Annotated in this window: 14 protein-coding genes and 1 tRNA gene; 7 read left to right on the top strand and 8 right to left on the bottom strand. The window is 72.4% G+C overall.

Annotated features, from left to right (window positions below; all coding sequences use genetic code 11):
* Positions 1–110: 110 nt before the first annotated feature.
* The 3 genes from ACGFNN_RS20410 to ACGFNN_RS20400 all read left to right on the top strand — a co-directional run bounded on the left by ACGFNN_RS20410 (position 111) and on the right by ACGFNN_RS20400 (position 3234).
* Complete coding sequence (locus tag ACGFNN_RS20410; RefSeq protein ID WP_393557612.1) at positions 111–1610, top strand: alpha/beta hydrolase; 1500 nt, start codon at positions 111–113, stop codon at positions 1608–1610.
* A gap of 222 nt (positions 1611–1832) precedes the next feature.
* Complete coding sequence (locus tag ACGFNN_RS20405) at positions 1833–2303, top strand: GNAT family N-acetyltransferase (RefSeq protein ID WP_393557756.1); 471 nt, start codon at positions 1833–1835, stop codon at positions 2301–2303.
* Between the two features lie 310 nt (positions 2304–2613).
* Positions 2614–3234: a cysteine hydrolase gene (locus ACGFNN_RS20400; protein WP_362546324.1), complete on the top strand. Its 621-nt coding sequence runs from the start codon at positions 2614–2616 to the stop codon at positions 3232–3234.
* 100 nt (positions 3235–3334) lie between these two features.
* Here the strand turns inward: ACGFNN_RS20400 and ACGFNN_RS20395 are convergent, their stop codons facing one another.
* Both ACGFNN_RS20395 and ACGFNN_RS20390 read right to left on the bottom strand, forming a co-directional pair.
* Complete coding sequence (locus tag ACGFNN_RS20395; RefSeq protein ID WP_393557610.1) at positions 3335–5797, bottom strand: FtsX-like permease family protein; 2463 nt, start codon at positions 5795–5797, stop codon at positions 3335–3337.
* Positions 5791–6525, bottom strand: a complete 735-nt coding sequence (locus tag ACGFNN_RS20390; protein WP_393557608.1) for an ABC transporter ATP-binding protein — start codon at positions 6523–6525, stop codon at positions 5791–5793. Before ACGFNN_RS20390 ends, ACGFNN_RS20395 begins: the two co-directional genes overlap by 7 nt.
* 242 nt (positions 6526–6767) lie before the next feature.
* On the opposite strand from ACGFNN_RS20390, the gene ACGFNN_RS20385 reads away from it, so the two are divergent.
* Positions 6768–7523, top strand: coding sequence for a thioesterase II family protein (locus ACGFNN_RS20385; RefSeq protein WP_393557606.1), 756 nt, complete (start codon positions 6768–6770; stop codon positions 7521–7523).
* Positions 7524–7716: 193 nt separating this feature from the next.
* Here ACGFNN_RS20385 and ACGFNN_RS20380 read toward each other — a convergent pair whose 3' ends face one another.
* On the bottom strand, positions 7717–8262 hold the full coding sequence (locus tag ACGFNN_RS20380) for a DedA family protein (RefSeq protein WP_393557604.1): 546 nt from the start codon (positions 8260–8262) through the stop codon (positions 7717–7719).
* A 133-nt stretch (positions 8263–8395) separates the two neighbouring features.
* On the opposite strand from ACGFNN_RS20380, the gene ACGFNN_RS20375 reads away from it, so the two are divergent.
* The gene (locus ACGFNN_RS20375) at positions 8396–9709 is read left to right on the top strand and encodes a sensor histidine kinase (RefSeq protein ID WP_393557602.1); all 1314 of its coding nucleotides are present in this window, start codon (positions 8396–8398) and stop codon (positions 9707–9709) included.
* 17 nt (positions 9710–9726) lie between these two features.
* Positions 9727–10371 carry a LuxR C-terminal-related transcriptional regulator gene (locus tag ACGFNN_RS20370; protein WP_393557600.1) on the top strand — a complete coding sequence of 215 codons (645 nt, stop codon included), beginning with the start codon at positions 9727–9729 and terminating at the stop codon, positions 10369–10371.
* 128 nt (positions 10372–10499) lie between these two features.
* On the opposite strand, the gene ACGFNN_RS20365 is transcribed toward ACGFNN_RS20370, so the two are convergent.
* Positions 10500–10976 (bottom strand): hypothetical protein, encoded by a 477-nt coding sequence (locus ACGFNN_RS20365; protein ID WP_393557598.1) that lies wholly within the window; start codon positions 10974–10976, stop codon positions 10500–10502.
* Positions 10977–11688: 712 nt separating this feature from the next.
* Here ACGFNN_RS20365 and ACGFNN_RS20360 point away from each other — a divergent pair.
* Entirely contained in the window at positions 11689–11934 is a 246-nt protein-coding gene (locus ACGFNN_RS20360; RefSeq protein ID WP_393557596.1) for a superinfection immunity protein, read from the top strand.
* 112 nt (positions 11935–12046) lie between these two features.
* Here ACGFNN_RS20360 and ACGFNN_RS20355 read toward each other — a convergent pair.
* The 4 genes from ACGFNN_RS20355 to tmk all read right to left on the bottom strand — a co-directional run bounded on the left by ACGFNN_RS20355 (position 12047) and on the right by tmk (position 18459).
* Positions 12047–12120 (bottom strand) — tRNA-Thr (locus ACGFNN_RS20355).
* Positions 12121–12218: 98 nt separating this feature from the next.
* Complete coding sequence (locus tag ACGFNN_RS20350; RefSeq protein WP_393557594.1) at positions 12219–13748, bottom strand: alpha/beta hydrolase; 1530 nt, start codon at positions 13746–13748, stop codon at positions 12219–12221.
* A 130-nt stretch (positions 13749–13878) separates the two neighbouring features.
* On the bottom strand, positions 13879–15084 hold the full coding sequence (locus ACGFNN_RS20345) for a DNA polymerase III subunit delta' (RefSeq protein ID WP_393557592.1): 1206 nt from the start codon (positions 15082–15084) through the stop codon (positions 13879–13881).
* 258 nt (positions 15085–15342) lie between these two features.
* On the bottom strand, positions 15343–18459 hold the full coding sequence (gene tmk / locus ACGFNN_RS20340; RefSeq protein ID WP_393557590.1) for a dTMP kinase: 3117 nt from the start codon (positions 18457–18459) through the stop codon (positions 15343–15345).
* Between the last annotated feature and the right edge of the window lie 56 nt (positions 18460–18515).

Raw genomic sequence — 18515 nt, 5'->3', positions numbered from 1 at the left:
CCCTGACGGGAGGGCGGGCCGGTTTTGCCGTGGCCACGTTATCGGTAATCATTTTCATTGTCATGTGCTTGTTTCGAAGCCGCCCTTCTCTCACCACCGGAAGCGACAACGTGAACTCATCCGCGCGCCGAGGGGCGCTGCTCTGCGCCCTGACGGCGATCGCCACCTCCGTCACCCCGGCGGCCGCGACCGCCCAGGTCACCGCCACGCGGCCTTCCGCGCCGCGCTTCGCCGCCTGCCCCGACTCCATGCCCGAACCGCCGGCCCCCGACCACGTGGAGTGCGCGCGGCTGAGCGTCCCGCTGAACTGGGAGCGGCCGTCGGGTCCTCGTATCGAGATAGCCGTCTCCCGAATACGCGCCTCGGGCACCCCCTCGGAGCGGCGCGGCGTCCTGCTGGTCAACCCGGGCGGCCCCGGCGGCTCCGGACTGCCCTACGCGGTCACCAAGCGCGCCAAACTCCCTGCATCCGTCCGCCGTTCGTACGACGTCATCGGCTTCGACCCGCGCGGAGTCGGGGAGTCGACACCCGTCGGATGCGGTGCGATGGGCGGCCTCTTCGACAGTCCGGGCGCCGACCCCGTACCCGCCGGACCCGCACAGGAGCGGGCCCTGCTGGGCTCGCTGCGGAGCATGGCCGACGACTGTGCGGCGGAGACGGGCGACGAACTGCCGTACATGTCCACCGAGCAGACCGCCCGCGACATGGACGCGATACGCGCCGCCCTCGGCGAGCAGCGCACCAACCTCCTGGGCGTCTCCTACGGCACCTACCTCGGCGCCGCCTACGCGGCGCTCTTCCCGCACCGCACCGGTCGCATGGTCCTGGACAGCGTCGTCGGCCCCTGGGACTGGTACGACTTCGACGTGACACAGAGCCGGGCACTCCTGCGCCAGCGGGACACCTTCTTCGCCTGGACCGCCGGCCACCCGGACCACTTCGGCCTCGGCGGTGACGCCCGGGCCGTCCGCGGCGCCTACACCCGCGTACGCGAAGGGCTCGCGGCCCACCCCGTGGACGGCTTCGGGCCCTCGGAGTTCGACCGCGCGGTGTACCGTGCCCTCGGCCGCACGGAACGCTGGGCCGGCCTCGCCGAAGGCCTCGGCGACTACCTCCGCGACGGTGGGGTCGAGGGCCTCCGCCCGGAGGACGACTTCAGCTCCCCCGACTCACGCAACTACGAGGCGGCCAACCGCATCGTGAAGTGCGCCGACGGACCGGGCCCGGCACCCGGCCGCATCCTCGCGGACATCCGCGCCACACGCCGGATCGACCCCCAACCGGTACTCACCGGCATGGAGGCCTCCACCTGCGCCTACTGGCACCACCGGCCCGACCGCCGCACACCGCTGGGCAGCCCGGACGCGCCGCCCGTACTGCTGGTCGCCTCCGCGCACGACCCCGTGACACCCGTCGAGGGCGCGCGTGAACTCGACCGGAAACTGCCCGGATCCCGCCTGGTCACCCTGGAGAACGACTACTCCCACGGCGTCTTCGCCAGCCGGGGCAACCCCTGCGTGGACGACACCGTCGCCGCGTACCTCCTCGACGGCGAGGTCCCGGCGGCCGACGTGCGCTGCACGGGTCCGGGACTGCCCGCGGTGCCCTGACCCGGGCACCCCGCTACCCGAAGCATTGTTGAAAAAGATTTTCATTTAGCTACAGTGGCGGGATCCGGCGCCGCACCACGGGTCCCGCCACCTCACCGGTGCCGCCGCACCACACGCCCGGCCCCATGCGAACAGCGAGGATCCCCAGTGCCCCACAGCGCTCCCCAGGGCTACACCGTGCGCCCCGCGACCCCCGACGACGTCGGTGGCGCGCGCCGCGTCATGCTCGACACCTTCTACCGCGACTTCGGCTACGGATACACGCCGCAGTGGCACGGCGACGTGGTGGATATCGAGGGCACCTTCCTCGACAACCCGAGGCACCTGCTGCTGGTCGCCGTGCAACAGGGCGAGGTCGTCGCCACCACCGGGGTGAAGTCCGGCGGCCCCTCCCATCCGCCGCACCCGCGCCTGCTCGCCGAGCGCTACGCGGGCGACACCACCGCCCAACTGGTCCGCGTCTACGTCCAGCCAGGGCACCGGCGCCGCGGCCTCGCCCGCACCCTGGTCGAAACCGCCCGCGACTTCGTCGCGGACACCCCCGGCTACGAGTCCCTCTACCTGCACACCAATGTCGACATCGAGGGCACCGGACCCTTCTGGCGCGGCCTGGCCAAGGAGATCTTCGACGCCCGCACCACCGGCGAACACGGCCCAGGGGTCTCCACGGTGCACTTCGAGATGCCGCTCTGAGGACGCGGACGACCCGGTGAACGGCGGGGCGGCGGCGCCCACCTCGGCTCCCCCGGCCGACGACGCACCTGTCCGTCGCGAAGGGTGCGGGCACGCAGGCACGGCTTTCGTGGCCCCCGCCTCGCACCGGCGCGGGCGCGAGGCGGGGGCAAAGGCGCACACGGGGGGCTCAGGCCGTGGCGGTCGGCGGTGAACAGGCCCTCCACCCGGCATGCTTGTGCCGCGTCCGGCGACGTCCGCCCCATCGGCGTATCCCGCCTGACGCGGCACCAGTCCGCCGTTGACGCGTCCAAGCCTCCCAGGAGCAGACATGTCCGATGCCTTCCGCTGCGACCCTGCCAAGACCGCACTCGTCCTGATCGAGTACCAGAACGACTTCACCAGCGAAGGAGGGGTGCTCAACGGCGCGGTGGCCGCGGTCATGGAGAAGACCGGGATGCTCGCGAACACCGTGGAACTGGTCCGGGAGGCACGCGCCGCCGGGGTCACCGTCATGCACGCCCCCATCACCTTCGCCCCCGGGTACGGCGAGCTCTCCCGGACCCCCTACGGCATCCTCAAGGGGGTCGTGGACGGATCGGCCTTCGTCAAGGGCACCTGGGGCGCCGCCATCGTGGACGACCTCGCACCGGCCGAGGGCGACATCGTCATCGAGGGCAAGCGGGGCCTCGACACCTTCGCCAGCACCAACCTCGACTTCATCCTGCGCAGCAAGGGGATCGACACGATCATCCTCGGCGGCTTCCTCACCAACTGCTGTGTGGAATCGACCATGCGCACCGGGTACGAGAACGGCTACCGGGTCGTCACCCTGCCGGACTGCGTGGCCGCCACGTCCCAGGAGGAGCACGACAACGCGCTGGCGTACGACTACCCGATGTTCTCCATCCCCCTGACCTCGACCGAGGTCATCGCAGCCCTGGGACGGTAACCACCCGTCCCGCGCCATCGCGGCTCGCGGCCTCGCGGCCCGGCGGCGGGGCCAGGCGCGCCGGGCAATCCCGGTCGGCCCGACCCCGCCGGCAGGGCCGTCACTCGCGCATGCCCGCCAGTTCGACCGGCCGGACGCGCAGCGCGAACGACGCGGGCAGCACGGAGGCCACGGTCGCGAGCAGGGCGCTCGCGCCGATCACCGCGGCGACCGTGCCCCAGGGCACGACGACGTCGGACCACACGTCGAGCAGGCCGAGGGCGCTCCACACACCGAGCAGGTTCACCCCGGCGATCACCGCCCCGAGCACCGCGCCGACGGCGACCACCACCAGGGCCTCGACCCCGACGAGCCGCAGCACCTGCCCCTTCGTGGCGCCCGTCAGACGCAGCGAGGCGAGGTCGCGGACCCGGTCCGAGGTCGCCATCATCAGGGTGTTGGCGAGCGCGATGCCCGTGTAGACCAGGGCGATGCCGAGGATCATCCACAGCCCGAGCCGGGTGTTCTCGCTGGAGCGCGGGTAGTGGGCCTCGACCCACCGGTCGCCCGTCAGGAGCTGGACGCCGGTCTCTTTCGCGGCGGCGCCGAGCGCGGCCGCCGCACTGTCCGAGCCGTCCCGGGGCAGCGCGAGGTCGACGCGGTCGACGGGGGCGCCGGCGGCGTTGCGCTCGGTGAGGTAGACGCCGTTGCTGCCGGTGCCGGTGGAGAGCACCGCCGCGATGCGCAGGTCCGCCTTGCGGCCGTCGCCGAGCCAGACGGAGACGGTGTCCCCCACCTTCATGGTCAGCCACTCCTCGTTGACGACGATGCTGTCGTCGTCGAGGTCGGCGAGACGGCCCGCGACGACCGGCAGGTGGGAGACGGCCGCGTGCGCCTTCGGATCGACCGCCTTTGCCTCGGACTTGACGAGGGCGACCCCCTCCTCCAGGACGGTCACCCCGGTGGACCGGGTGGCGCTGACGGTCACGCCGGGGACGGCCTCGGCGCGCCGGACGAACTCGTCGGGCAGCGCGCGGCCCTCCCCGCCCGCCGTGGCGATCAGGTCCGCGGTGATCTGCTCCCGCGCCTCGCCGGCCTTGGCCTCGCTGATCGTGGCCGTGGTGCCCATCAGCGAAGCGGCGAGGGCCACCGTGATGATGACCGGGGCGGCCACGGCGGCGGTCCTGCGGACCCCGGCGGACGCGTTCTCCCGGGCCAGCATGCCGGTCGCGCCGGGAAGTCGGGCCGGCAGCCAGGTCAGCAGCCGGGTCAGCGGCTTGACCAGGACCGGCGCGAACAGGGCGAACCCGACGATCAGCAGCATCGGCTGAGTGATGTACGTCTTGCGCTTCAGGACGTCGCCCGGGCTGTCCAGCAGGGCCATGGAGAGCAGCCCGAGGCCGGTCGCGAGGACCGCGCCGCCGATCAGCCAGCGGCTCACCGGCATCGCCCGGGCGTCGACCGCCGACTCGCGCAGCGCCTCCGTCGGACCGACCCGGCCGGCCCGCCACGACGAGACGACCACCCCGCTCAGGGCGACGAACAGGCCCGTCCAGAAGGCGGTGTGCAGCGGCCACGTCTGCTCGCCGATCCGGAACCAGGCGGGGGCGATGCCGGCGTCGGCCATCCAGGTGGCGAGCCGGGGCGCCCCCGCCGCGCCGAGCCAGCAGCCGGCCGCCGAGGCGAGCACACCGATGACGAACGCCTCGATGAACACCATCCGCCGCACCTGGGAGGGGGTGGCACCGGCGGTGCGCAGCAGGCCGAACTCCCGGCGTCGCTGGGCGACCGCGAAGGAGAAGGTCGAGGCGACGACGAACACCGAGACGAAGCCGGTGACGCCCGCGGCCGTGCCGAGGAGCGCGTTCACCGAGACCAGGGCCTCCTCGTCACGGTCGGGGTCGGGGTCGGCGCGCCGGCGTTCGTCGCCGGTCAGCACGTCGAACCCGGCGCCCACGGCCGCCTCGACCAGGTCGGCCGGGGCGTCCACGGCGACGGCGTCCACGTCGGGGGAGATCCGCGCGGCCTCGGCGTCGGTGAAGAACAGCGCGTTCTCGAATCCGGCCGACGCCACCGTCCCGACGACGGTGATCTGCTCGGACCCGCGGACGGTGGCGGCCTGCACCCGGGTGCCGGGCCGCAGCGCGTCCCCGGTGGCGACGGCCTCGCCGGGCGCTGAGGGGGCGCGTCCGGTGGTGAGTGTGTAGGGGGTGAGCGCGGCGACCGACCACGGGTGGCCGACCGTGTCCTCGCCGAGTCCAGGGCCCGACACGGGGAAGCTGCGGTCCTCGACGACCTCGCCGAGCGCCGCGAGCTTCTCGGTGACGGCGGCCGGGACCGCCGCGGGGTCGGTGATCGTCTGCGTGCGTTCCCCGATGGGTGTGTCAGCCCGGACGAGGTCGGAGGTCTTCACGACGACCGGTGCCTTCACGAGCCGCTCGGGCCCTCGGTCCGGAGCGCTGAAGGTCGCCGCGAGGGCGAGCCCCGTGGTGGCGATGAGGCCGACGCCGAGGGCGAGGGCGATGAACGAGCCGATGAACGTGACCCAGCGGGTCCGCATTCCCTGGAGAGCGAGCTTCAGCACGGGAGGGCCACCAGTCCGGTCATGTGCGCGGCGACCTGCTCGGCCGTCGGGGCGAACAGCTCGTCGTGGACCCGGCCGTCGGTGAGGAACAGAACCCGGTCCGCGAAGGAGGCGGCCACCGGGTCGTGCGTCACCATGATGACGGTCTGTCCCTGGTCGACCATCTGCCGCAGCAGCGTGAGCACTTCACGGCTGGTGGTGGTGTCCAGGGCGCCGGTCGGTTCGTCACCGAAGAGCACCTCCGGCCGGGTGACCAAGGCGCGGGCGAGCGCCACCCGCTGCTGCTGGCCGCCGGACATCTCACTGGGCCGGTGCCCGGCCCGCTCCCGCAGGCCCACCTTCTCCAGCACGTCCAGGACGTCGCTCCGGCTGGGGCGGCGGCCGGCGAGCCGCAGCGGCAGCGCCACGTTCTGCTCGGCGGTCAGCGCGGGCAGCAGGTTGAACGCCTGGAAGACGAAGCCGATGCGGTCCCGCCGCAGAAGCGTGAGCTTCTTCTCGCTCAGCCTGCTCAGGTCGGTCTCCCCGAGAAGCACCTGGCCGCTGGAGGGCCGGTCCAGGCCCGCGGTGCACTGAAGGAAGGTCGACTTGCCGGAGCCCGAGGGCCCCATGACGGCGGTGAACGTACCCCGGGGGATGTCCAGGGAGACGTTGTCCAGCGCGGTCACGGCACCGGCGCCCTTGCCGTAGGAGCGAGTGACCGAACGAAGTCGGACGGCTGCTTGATTCATGGTGTCCACTCAATCGGGCCCGGAACTGGCGCACATCGCAGCCGGGCGGAGTCTTCGGGGTGGAGATAGCTCCACCCTTCTGCGCACGGTGGCCGCTCCGGGCAGGAAAAGGCAGTACCCGCGGGCGACAGGAACTTGCGTGGGCAGGCTCCTGCCGCCGGCCCGGTCGGATCGCCGCGGCACCGGCCCGCACCATGGAGGGACGGACACGGCCACCGCGGGTGGCGGGAGGGCGGCTCGGAATGACGGTCATCAGCAGAGCAACCGAGGGAAAGTGGTTCCGGAGGTACCCGGTGCGAAGCGGGGCGCCCCGGCTGCGCCTGGTCTGCCTGCCGCACGCCGGGGGCACCGCGACGCTGTTCCACGGCTGGGCGGGTCTCCTGCCGGGCGGGGTGGAGGTGCTGGCCACCCAGTACCCCGGCCGCCAGGAACGGTTCGGCGAGCCATGCGCCTCGTCCATGACGGAGCTGGCAGACGCGGTCACCGGTGCGCTGGAGCCCGAACTCGACGTCCCCGTGGCCCTCTTCGGCCACAGTCTCGGGTCGGCCGTCGCCTACGAGGTGGCCCGCCGCCTCGAGGACCGCCACGGCGTCGTCGCCGAACGGGTCGTCGTCTCGGGCCGGGGAGCCCCGCACACCGAGCGGGCCGGCGGCACCCTGCACCTGCTCGACGACGAGCGCCTGGTGGCCGCGGCCCGCCGGCTCGGCGACGTGGGCTCCGTCGTCTACGACGACCCGGACCTGCGTCCGCTGCTGCTGCCGTCGCTGCGCGGCGACTTCCGGATCATCGAGTCCTACCGGCCTCTCGACGTGACCCCGCTGAGCGCTCCGGTGACGGCCGTCGGCGGCACGGACGACCCGGGCTGCACCCTCCCCGAACTGCTGTCCTGGTCGGCGCTGACTACAGCGTCGTACGAGCACCGGCTGTTCCCCGGGGACCACTTCTACCTGGTCCCACAGGAAGAGGCGCTGGTGCGCTTCCTCGCCGAGCGGCTGTGACCCGGGCGTCGCCGACTGCCACGGCGGGCCCGCCCGAGGGGCCCTGGGCTGGCCCCTCTCCGGCCCGGGCGGCCCGGTCGGCCCGGGCGGCCCGGGCGTGCTCACTGCGGGCGGTGAACAGCAACGGCAGCGACGTGGTCAGCAGCAGCACGACCGACGCGCAGGCCAGCACACCCGAACCGCCCCACTTCTCCTAGGAGCTCCCGGCGAGCAGCCCGAGTCCCACACAGCAGGGCGCCCACAACAGTGCGGCCGGCACCGACCAGCCCAGGAACGGCCGCCACGGCACCTGCACGGAGCCGCACAGCGCCGGAACCAGGGTGCGCAGGCCCCCGTTGAACCGGCCGAGCAGCACGGCCCGGCCGTGCCGGGCGCCCACCGTGGCTAGCGCCAGCCGGTAGGACCGCGAGCCGGTGAGCCTCCCGGGGAGGGCACCCTCCAGCCGGTCGCCCCAGCGCCGGCCCACCCCGAACCCGAGCACATTGCCCGCCAGCGCCCCGGCCACCGCCGGCGCGAACACCCCCGCCACCGCCAGCACCCCATGGTGCACGAGTACCCCGCTCGCCACCAGGGCGGTCTGCGAAGGGAACAACATGCCCACCACCGGCACCGCGGGCTCCACCGCGGGCAGCAGGAACACGATCACCAGCGTCAGCCAGACGGGCACGACCGCGAGCATGGCCTCCGGCGAGAACATCCGGGTCCCCTCCCCCTCGTACAGGAGCGGGCGGCTGCCCACTGCCCCCATCCGACCCCACGGCACCCCCCGCGCACATTGCACCTGGTGGCCGTCCTTACGGGGAGCCCGCTACCGGTTCGATGGTGGAGCTGGCTGGGTGGTCCGCGCGATACGGGCCTCATATCGTGCCCCCATGCACTCACCCAGCCTCTGGCAGGCCCTGCACCAGCGCCGGTACCTCCGGAGCGGCTGGCCGTGGCGCTGCGCCCTGTACTTCCTGACCAGCGTGCCCCTGGGCGCCGCTCTGCTGGCCTGTCTGCTCGTCCTCGCGCTGGCCGGCAGCCTGCTGACCGTGGTCCTCGTCGGGGTGCCTCTCCTGCTGACACTGGTCCTCGTCGGGCTGCCGGTCGCGCATGTGGAGCGGCGCCGGCTGCGCCTGATCGATCCGGCCGTGCCGCTGGCCGACGCCCACCGGAACCCGCCGCGGACCGGGCCCGCCGCTTGGCTGCGCACCCGCCTGCAGGAGCGTTCCACCTGGCGGGAGTTGGGTTACGCCCTCCTGTTCGGCTGCCTCCTGTGGCCCCTGGAGGCGGCGGTCATCGGCACGGTCCTCGGTGTGAGCGGGGGACTGATCTCCACCCCCCTGGTCATGGCCACGGCCGGCGGAGGCGAGGAGGCACGGGTCATCAAGCTGTGGCTGGTGCACTCCTATCCGGCGGCGTTCGCCGTCGCCCTGGCCGGGCTGCTCCTGCTCCCGCTGCTGGCCTACCCGCTCGGCCTGCTCGCCGTGGGACGCGCCCAGCTCACCCGCCTCCTGCTGGACGTGTCCCTCTCCCAGGACGATCTGCGCGTCAAGGAGTTGAGCCGGTCCCGGATGCGCCTGGTGACCGCCTTCGAGGCCGAACGCCGCCGCATCGAACGGGATCTCCACGACGGCGCCCAGCAGCGGCTGGTCTCCCTGACGATGCGGTTGGGCCTGGCCCGCCTCGACGCCCGCGAGGAACCCCTCGCCGGGCTCCTGGCCCAAGCCCACGGCGATGCCCAGGCCGCCCTGGTCGAGCTGCGGGAGCTGATCCAGGGCATCCATCCCCGGGTCCTCACCGACCGGGGTCTGGCCGCGGCCATCGAGGACGTAGCCGACCGGTCCCCGGTACCCGTCGACCTCGACCTCGACCTGCCCCACCGGTTCCTCGAAGCGGTCGAGTCCGCCGTCTACTTCGCGGTGTGCGAGGCGCTGGCGAACGTCGCCAAGCACAGCCGGGCCACCCGGGCCGCCGTCGAGGCCCGCGTCGACGGAGGCCAACTCGTCATCCGCGTAAGGGATGACGGCGTGGGGGGCGCGGACGAGGCCGACGGTACGGGGCTGGAGGGGGTCGCGGATCGCATCTCGGTCCTGGGCGGGCATTTGCTAGTGTCCTCACCGTCCGGCGGGCCCACGGTCTTCCGCCTCCTCGTGCCCTGCACCCCGGCTCCGGACCGCCGACTCGACGCCCCGCCGGCCCGATAGCCCGATAGAGGAACCAGATGTTGCGCATCGTGTTGGCCGAGGACAGCGTGCTGCTGCGGGAGGGCCTCGTCGGGATCATGGAGCGCTTCGGCCACCAGGTCCTCGCCGGTGTCGGCACGGCCGACGAACTCATGGCAGCCGTCGCGGAGCACGACCCCGACATCGTCGTCACCGATGTACGGATGCCTCCCGGCTTCTCCGACGAAGGGCTGAGGGCCGCGCTGCGGCTGCGCGAGAAGAACCCCCGGCTGCCCATCCTCGTCCTCAGCCAGTACGTCCAGCGCGCCTACGCCGAGGAGCTGCTCGATTCCTCCGACGGCACCCACGTCGGCTACCTCCTCAAGGAACGCGTCGGCGATGTCGAGGAGTTCGTGCAAGCACTCGAGCGGGTGGCCGCCGGCGCCACCGTCGTCGACCCCGAAGTGGTCCGCCAACTCCTGCGCCACCGCCGCGACCCGCTGGCCAAACTGACCCCCCGCGAGCAGGAGGTCCTCGCACTGATGGCCGAGGGCCAGTCCAACGCGTCCGTCGCCGCGTCCCTGCACGTCAGCGAAGGCACCGTCAGCAAGCACTTCGGCTCCATCCTCACCAAACTCGACCTGAGCCTGTCCGAGGCCACCAACCGCCGGGTACTGGCCGTCCTGGCCTACCTGCGGGGCTGACTTTCCGGGGCAGCGTCACGGAACGCCCGGGTCCGGGTCCGCTCAGCCGACGAGCCAGCCACGCTCGGCCGCCAGCGCACCCAACTGGAACCGGCTGCGCGCGCCCAGACGGCTCATCAGCGCGGCTGTCACCGCCGACTGGTGCGCACCGACACCCCGAGCTTGCGGGCGATCACCTCGTCGGTGAGACCGGCCGCGAGCAGTCCGAGCACCGCGCTCTCCTGGTCGGCGAGCGCCCCGTCCCGCTCCCGGTCCCGCTCCTCTCCGAACCGCGCTCCCCGTTGCCATACCTGCTCGAACAAGGACTGCAGCGCGGCCACCGGCCCCGGGCTCGACAGCAGGAAGGCTCCCGCGTCCGGTGCGGCCGGGTCGATCGGCACGAGCGCCGTGCGCCGATCCCAGATGATCATCCGGAGCGGCAGATGCGGAACCGTCCTGACCTCAGCTCCCCGCTCGACCAGCCACTGCGCGTACTCACTGGTGGGCCGGTCGTTGCGGATGCTGTCCTGGTAGACGTAGCTGACCCGGGCCGAACGTTCCAGGAGCAGCAGGTCCAGCGGCTGGGACGAGGCGAGGACGTCGGTGGGCTGCGCGCCACCGGGCACGAACACCTGGATCTGCGCCGTAGCCGGGCGTCACGGTCACCAGGGGTTGCGGGACAGCCCGTGGGCGGCGTGGGCGGCGGGCGGCGCGTGAGCCGGGACGTCCGGCAGGCAGATCAAGAACCGGCAGGGGAGTCCGGGCGGCCTCCGCCGGATACACAGGGCAATGCGCAGGTCGCACCTGTCCGATCCACCCAGGACTCGTGGTGCGTCGACAACCGTGCACCGATAGCAGAAACCCCAGGCCAGATACCCAACCTGGGGTTCAACTGAGCCGCCTTCGGGATTCGAACCCGAAACCTACGCATTACGAGTTGTCCGATCTTGTTCCGTGGGCGTCCACTGCTGTCCGTCCCGCTACCCGTATTGGCTGGTCGGGCGCTTACTTCCACCATCACGGATGGTGGCGGACGCTCACGGATCGCGCGGGCATCGAGACCACAACTGAGACCAGAGAGCCAGCTGCATAGGACCTGCCTACAAGGCGGAGGCGACGTGCAACGCAACCTCGACTTCCCCGAGAACCGCTGGATCGAGTTCAGGGGCTACACCCTGAAGTTGGGCTCGTACATTCAGATCGGCGGAGTCGCCTCCGAGAAGTCGTGACCGACGGCTACCGTCCGGCGCCGGGCGGCGATCCGCCCCGCGCCGCGGAGCCTCCGCGCCCGGCGAACAAGCCAACTCCGTTGCCATGATCGACCGGTAGCATGCGCACATGCTTTCGAACCTGGGGCCCGTCGAGGTACTCGTCCTGCTGCTGGTGTCGTTCGTCCTGCTCTGCGTGCCGACGCTCGTCGCGCGCCGCAGGGGCGTGGAGAAGCTGGGGTGGGTCGTCCTGACCAGCGCGCTCGGGGCGTTCACCGGGGTGTTCTGGATCGTGTCCATGGTCCTGGCCTTCACCCTGTCCACCCGCGAGACCGGAGACGATTCCGGAGCCGCACCCGCCGCCCCGGCGCTCTAGGGGGATTGCCCCGCGATTCACAGCGAAGCGGTGGTCAAACCCGACGGCGTCGCCGCATCCAACAAAAGCAAAAGCCCCAGGTCACGGCGAGTGAGTCCTGGGGCTTCCACAGAGCCGCCTTCGGGATTCGAACCCGAGACCTACGCATTACGAGTGCGTTGCTCTGGCCATCTGAGCTAAGGCGGCACGCCCTGCCACACCATGGTGCGATCAGCAGCGACGCCAAGTCTACACAGTTTCCGGGAGTGCTCCGTACCACCCTCCGGCTCCGCCGTCCCCGCAGGTCAGCTGCACTTCTTGCCGTTCTTCGGCGGGGTGCCGTCCAGGAGGTAGGTGTTGATCGCGGTGTCGATGCAGTCACTGCCCCGGCCGTACGCCGTGTGCCCGTCGCCCTCGTACGTCAGCAGGGAGCCGGAGGAGAGCTGCTCCGCGAGGGACTCGGCCCACTTGTAGGGAGTGGCCGGGTCGCGGGTGGTGCCGACCACGACGATCGGGGCGGCGCCCTCGGCGTCCGTGCGGTGCGGGCTGCCCGTGGGCTCGACGGGCCAGGAGGTGCAGTTCAGGGCCGCCCAGGCGAATCCCTCGCCGAAGACGGGGGACGCCTTCTCGAACTCCGGGAGCGCCTTCTCCACCGCCTCGGGTCCGGTGAAGGCGGGCGCCAGGTCCAGACAGTTCACGGCGGCGTTCGCGAACATCAGATTGGCGTACTTACCGCTGGGGTCACGCTCGTAGTAGCTGTCGGCCAGCGCGAGAAGACCGGATCCGTCGCCGCGCTGCGCACCGGCGATCGCCTCGCGGAGCTGCGACCAGGCGCCCTCGTCGTACATCGCGGCGATGACACCCGTGGTCCCCAGGGACTCGGTGAGCTTCCGGCTCTCACCGGTCGGGACGGGCTCGGAGTCCAGGTCGCGGAAGAGCTTCTTCAGCTCGGCCGCCGCGTCCGCCGTGGATGTCGCGCCCAGAGGGCAGTCGGACTGCTTCACGCAGTCGGCGGCGAACGACTGGAAGGCAGCCTCGAAGCCCGCCGTCTGGTCCCGGTTGATGTCGATCGCGGGGAGCGCGGGATCCATCGCCCCGTCGAGGACCAGGCGCCCCACCCGGGAGGGGAACAGGTCGGCGTACGTCGCGCCGAGGAACGTCCCGTACGAGGCTCCGACGTAGTGGAGCTTCTCGTCGCCGAGCAGCGAGCGCAGCATGTCCATGTCCCGGGCCGTCTCGACCGTGGAGACGTGCGGGAGGACCTCGCCGGAGCGCTTCTCGCAGCCGTTCGCGAACGTCTCGAAGGCCTTGGTCAGCTTCGTGACCTCGGCGTCGTCGTCGGGGGTCTGGTCGACCTGCGTGTAGGCGTCCATCTGTTTCCCGGTGAGGCACTCGACCGGTTCGCTGCGCGCCACCCCCCTCGGATCGATGGCCACCATGTCGTACCGCGCGCGGACCGGTGCGGGGTAGCCGATGGCCGCGTAACCCTGGAGGTAGCCGATGGCCGAGCCGCCCGGGCCGCCGGGATTCACCAGCAGCGAGCCGATGCGCTTGCCCGGTCCGGTGGCCTTCTTCCTGGAGACGGCCAGGCCGATGTCGCCGCCGCCTGGCTTCTCGTAGTCCAGCGGGGCCTTCATCGTGGCGCACTGGAAGCCCTCCACGCCGCAGTCCCGCCAGCGCAGCTTCTGGCTGTAGTACGGCTGGAGCTCCTCCGTCGCGGCTGATCCCGTCGCCGACGCGCTGGGCGCCGAACCTCCGCTGCTGCAGCCGGAGACGAGAAGGCCGGCAGTGCCGAGCGCGGTGGCGAAGGTGCGGAGCAGGCGCCTGGAGTCCATCCCCGGAGCGTAGCCGCCACCTGACGACTCGCCCGATTCCCTGCTCATACGGGTGAATTCGCGCGCGCCGGATGCCTTACGGACCACCGGACCGGGACGGACCTGGCCCCAGGGCCGGTGCGCCCGGTGGTCAGCCCGCCCGGAGAGCCACCGTCATCGCCTCCACCGCGAGCAGCGGTGCGACGTTCCGGTCGAGGGCGCGGCGGCAGGCGATCACGGCCTCGATACGGCGCAGGGTGCGCTCGGCCGTGGAATCCTCGGCGACCCGGTCGAGGGCGTCGCGTACGTCGGTGTTGGCCAGGGCGATCCCCGAACCGAGCTGGAGGGCCAGCACATCGCGGTAGAAACCGGTGAGATCGCTGAGCGCGAGGTCGAGGCTGTCGCGCTGCGTACGCGTCCTGCGCCGCTTCTGCCTGTCCTCCAGCTCCTTCATCGCGCCCGCCGTCCCACGCGGCATCCGGCCGCCGGCGGCGGCGCCGAGCGCGGCCTTCAGATCGTCCGTCTCCTTGACGTCGACCTCCTCCGCGAGCTGCTTCGCGTCGTCCGTCGCATTGTCGATCAGCTCCTGGGCGGCCTTGAGGCAGCCACCCACGTCGTGTACCCGCAGCGGGACCTTCAGCACCGCGGCCCGGCGGGCACGGGCCCGCTCGTCCGTGGCGAGGCGTCTCGCTCTGCCGATGTGTCCCTGGGTGGCCCGGGCGGCGGACACCGCCCGCTCGGGGTCGATCCCGTCCCGCCGGACCAGCACATCGGCCACCGCTTCCACCGGTGGTGTGCGCAGCGTGAGGTGGCGGCACCGGGAGCGGATCGTGGGCAGCACGTCCTCGACGGAGGGCGCGCAGAGCAGCCAGACCGTACGAGGCGCGGGTTCCTCCACGGCCTTCAGCAGGACGTTCCCCGCGCCCTCGGTGAGCCTGTCCGCGTCCTCCATGACGATGACCTGCCAGCGGCCCACGGCGGGGGACAGCTGAGCGCGGCGGACCAGCTCGCGGGTCTCCTTCACGCCGATGGACAGCAGGTCCGTGCGGATCACCTCGACATCGGCATGGGTACCGATCAGCGCCGTGTGGCAGCCGTCGCAGAACCCGCAGCCCGGGGCGCCGCCGAGAGCGCGGTCGGGGCTGGTGCACTGGAGAGCGGCTGCGAAGGCCCGGGCCGCCGTAGAGCGACCGGAACCGGGAGGTCCGGTGAACAGCCAGGCGTGGGTCATCTTCGATCCCGGCGGGACCGCCTTCCCCTCGGAGTCTGCGGTCACCAGCGCGTCGGCGTCCCGGGCGGCGGCGCCGAGCTGCTCCTGCACCCGGTCCTGTCCGACCAGGTCGTCCCATACGGTCATGGTCACCGCCCTTCCGATGGCGTGCTGTGGCGTATCAGAGCACCTGCGCCGACACGTGGTCGCTCGTGTGCCGACACCTGGGATGGCGCGTGTGCCGACACGGAAACGCCGGGCTGTCGGCACCTCCCCATTGTGCGGGAAGCGTCTGACAGTCCCGGCGTCACCGGTCCTCGGACTCGCGCGTACGTGCGACCGCGGCTCACTCGTCCCCGGGCAGGCGCCCGACGTCGTCCTGCCGGACCCCGGGCCCCGGAGCCGTCAGCGGCGCGGCCTGCGCCCGCCCCGGCCCGAGTCGCCCTGGTCGTCGTCGTGCCCGCCGAGCAGTTCGTCGGCGAGGGACGGCAGGTCGTCGAGCGGGGTCTCCTCCGCCCAGTCGGGGCGCGGCCGCTTCTGACGGCCCCGCGCCTCCTGGTCAGCCTGCCGGGCCCGGGGGTCGTCGCTGATCTGCGGCAGCTCACGCGTGCGCTCGTTCTCACCCTCGGCGGGGGAGGCGGGGCGCTCGTCACGGAACACGCCCGGCGGCACACGGTCCGCGGGGGCCTCGTCCCGTACCGGGCGCAGCACCGCCGTCTCGTCCGCGTCGCGCACCGGCCGCAGCACCGCGGTCTCGTCGGCGTCGCGCTCCGGCCGGTCCGGCCTGGCGACCGGCACCGGCTGGGTGATCTCGTTCGGGTTCACGACCGGCGTCGGGACCGTCAGCTCGTTGTCGGGCACGGCGGAACCGCGACCGGAGTCCCCCGGGTCCGGCCGTCCGGAGTCCTGCGAGCGCCGCGCGGCAGCCTCCTCCTCGGCCCTCGCGGCTGCCTCGGCCTCGGCCCGGCGGCGCGACTCCTCGGAGCGGATCAGCGCTTCCTCGGCCTTGCGCTGCTTCTCCAGGCGCAGTTCCTCGGCCTCCTTGCGGAGCCTCGCCTCCTCCTGGGCCTGTTGCCTCAGCCGTTCCTGCTCGGCCTCGCGCGCCCGGTCCTCGGCCTCGATGCGGGCACGCTCCTCCTCCGCCCGGCGGCGGGCGTCCTCAGCACGCCGGCGGGCCTCCTCCGCCTGCCGTTCGGCCTCGCGCTGCCGCGCCTCTTCCTCCTCGCGGCGCTTGCGCTCCTCCTCCTCGGCGCGGAGCTTGGCCAGCTGGGCCTGCCGCTCACGCTCGAGCCGCTCCTCCTCGGCCTTGCGCGCGGCCTCTTCCTCCGCCTTGCGCCTGGCCTCCTCCTCGGCGGCCTTGCGCGCCTCCTCCTTGGCCTTGATCTCGGCCTCGGAGAGCGGCAGGAGGTGGTCGAGCCGGTGCCGTACGACCGTGGTGATCGCTTCGGGTTCCTGTCCGGCGTCCACCACCAGGTAGCGGGCCGGGTCGGCGGCCGCGAGGGTCAGGAAGCCCGAGCGCACCCGTCGGTGGAACTCGGCCGGCTCGGACTCCAGGCGGTCGGGGGCCTCGGTGAACCGTTCCCGCGCGGTCTCCGGGTCGACGTCCAGAAGCACCGTCAGATGCGGTACGAGGCCGCTCGTCGCCCAGCGGGAGATCCGTGCGATCTCCGTCGGAGCCAGGTCACGACCGGCGCCCTGGTAGGCGACGGAGGAGTCGATGTACCGGTCCGAGATGACGATCGCACCGCGCTCCAGAGCGGGACGGACCACGGAATCCACGTGCTCGGCCCGGTCTGCGGCGTAGAGCAGGGCCTCGGCCCGGTTCGACAGCCCGGCCGACGAGACGTCGAGCAGGATCGAACGCAGACGCTTGCCGACCGGGGTGGCGCCCGGTTCGCGGGTCACGACCACCTCGTGGCCCTTGGCGCGGATCCACTCGGCGAGCGCCTCGACCTGGGTGGACTTCCCGGCTCCGTCGCCACCCTCCAGGGCGAGGAAGAAACCGTTCCCCGCGGGAGCGACGGCGGGATCGCCGCCGCGCAGCGCCTCGCGCAGGTCCCGCCGGAGCGGCACACCGGCCCGGTCGTCGGTCTTGGCGAGCACGATGACCGCGACGGGCAGCAGCAGGGCGCCGATCAGCATCAGCGCGAAGGCCGCGCCGCCGTGTGCGAAGACGAAGTCGCCGGAGCCGAGCCGGTGGCGCCCGATGGCACCGGCGAGCAGCGGACCGCCGACCGCGCCGAGCGCGATCAGCAGCCGGACGACCGCCTGGAGGTGCTCGGTGACCCTGGCCTGACGGGGGGCCTCGGCCTCCTGGTCGATGACCGCGTGCCCGATGTGGGCGGCGACCCCCGCCGCGTATCCGGCGAGCAGGGCGATCAGCAGCCCGGTCGCGGTGTCGGGCACCAGGCCGAGCGCGAGGAGCGCCACTCCCGTGACGGCCGTGGCCAGGGCCAGCAGCCGGCGCCGCGACAGCGCGGGGAGCACCTTCGGCGCGGTACGGATGCCGAGCGCGGTCCCTCCGGTCAGGACCAGGATCAGCAGGGCGAAGGTGGCGGGACCACCACCGAGGTCGGCCGCGTGCAGCACCGAGACGGCGCCCGCGGCGGAGATCGCACCCGCCACGAGGGCGCACACGGCGACGACCAGCGGGATGCTGCCGGTGCGGCCCTTGTCGGATCCGGTCCCCGCGGCGGGCCGTCGCAGGCCCTCCAGCGGCGAGCGCGGACGGGGTGTGCGTGTGGCCGGGAGTTCGAGGAAGTACAGGGTCGAGACGGAGGCGGAGAAGAGCCCCGCCGCGATGTACGACCCGAGAGCCGCCTGGTGGAAGGAGAACCATTCGAAGCCTGTGCCGAGCAGTTCACCGACGAGAGCGGCGACCACGAGCACGGCGGCGGCCGCCGGGACGGCCAGGAAGTTCGTCCGCAGGGAGAGCCTGCGCAGGGCGTCGAGGTGGTCCGGCAGCGGGCGTACCGCCGCGCCCTCGGGGGGCGGGGCGGGCAGGAGCGCGGGAGCCGCGCTCTCCTTGGCCACCGACCACAGCCGCTCGGCGACGCCGGCGACGAAGACGGTGATGAGGATCATCATGAGCGCCTTGTCGGGCATCCAGTCGATCCACAGCGGGGCGACGACCAGCAGCGCGAGCCGCAGCCCGTCCGCCCCGATCATCAGCCAGCGCCTGTCGACGGGACCGCCCGGCGCCGTGAGGGACGTCAGGGGCCCCAGGAGTACGGCTCCGAAGAGCACGGTGGAAAGGATCCGGGCGCCGAAGACAGCGGCGACGGCGAAGGCCGCCCCGCGGTATCCGGACCCGAATGAGCCCTCGAGGACCGCCGCCTGCAGCGACAACAGCACAAGCACGAGAAGGGCGAGTGAATCGCCGATACTGCCGACGAGCTGGGCGCTCCACAACCGCCGGAGCGGGGGAACACGCAGAAGGGCTCGTACGGCGCGCTCGCGTGAGTCTGCGGCAAGTGTGTCGGAGGTGGGGCTCACGACCGGTGGCTGCTCGGCTCGCGTCATCCGCCCAGCCTATCGGGAGCGATGAGGTACCCGGGGGCCGCGTCCGAACATATGCC

Origin of the sequence: Streptomyces sp. NPDC048590 (assembly GCF_043199535.1) — a bacterium.
Classification (GTDB): Bacteria; Actinomycetota; Actinomycetes; order Streptomycetales; family Streptomycetaceae; genus Streptomyces.
This window is presented reverse-complemented; position numbering and strand designations above follow the sequence as displayed.

Coding starts and splice junctions, on each gene's coding strand:
- ACGFNN_RS20360 (WP_393557596.1), top strand. CDS start 11,689: ATGCTTTCGAACCTGGGGCCCGTCGAGGTACTCGTCCTGCTGCTGGTG.
- ACGFNN_RS20400 (WP_362546324.1), top strand. CDS start 2,614: ATGTCCGATGCCTTCCGCTGCGACCCTGCCAAGACCGCACTCGTCCTG.
- ACGFNN_RS20405 (WP_393557756.1), top strand. CDS start 1,833: ATGCTCGACACCTTCTACCGCGACTTCGGCTACGGATACACGCCGCAG.
- tmk (WP_393557590.1), bottom strand. CDS start 18,459: ATGACGCGAGCCGAGCAGCCACCGGTCGTGAGCCCCACCTCCGACACA.
- ACGFNN_RS20345 (WP_393557592.1), bottom strand. CDS start 15,084: ATGACCGTATGGGACGACCTGGTCGGACAGGACCGGGTGCAGGAGCAG.
- ACGFNN_RS20370 (WP_393557600.1), top strand. CDS start 9,727: ATGTTGCGCATCGTGTTGGCCGAGGACAGCGTGCTGCTGCGGGAGGGC.
- ACGFNN_RS20375 (WP_393557602.1), top strand. CDS start 8,396: ATGCACTCACCCAGCCTCTGGCAGGCCCTGCACCAGCGCCGGTACCTC.
- ACGFNN_RS20350 (WP_393557594.1), bottom strand. CDS start 13,748: ATGGACTCCAGGCGCCTGCTCCGCACCTTCGCCACCGCGCTCGGCACT.
- ACGFNN_RS20385 (WP_393557606.1), top strand. CDS start 6,768: ATGACGGTCATCAGCAGAGCAACCGAGGGAAAGTGGTTCCGGAGGTAC.
- ACGFNN_RS20390 (WP_393557608.1), bottom strand. CDS start 6,525: ATGAATCAAGCAGCCGTCCGACTTCGTTCGGTCACTCGCTCCTACGGC.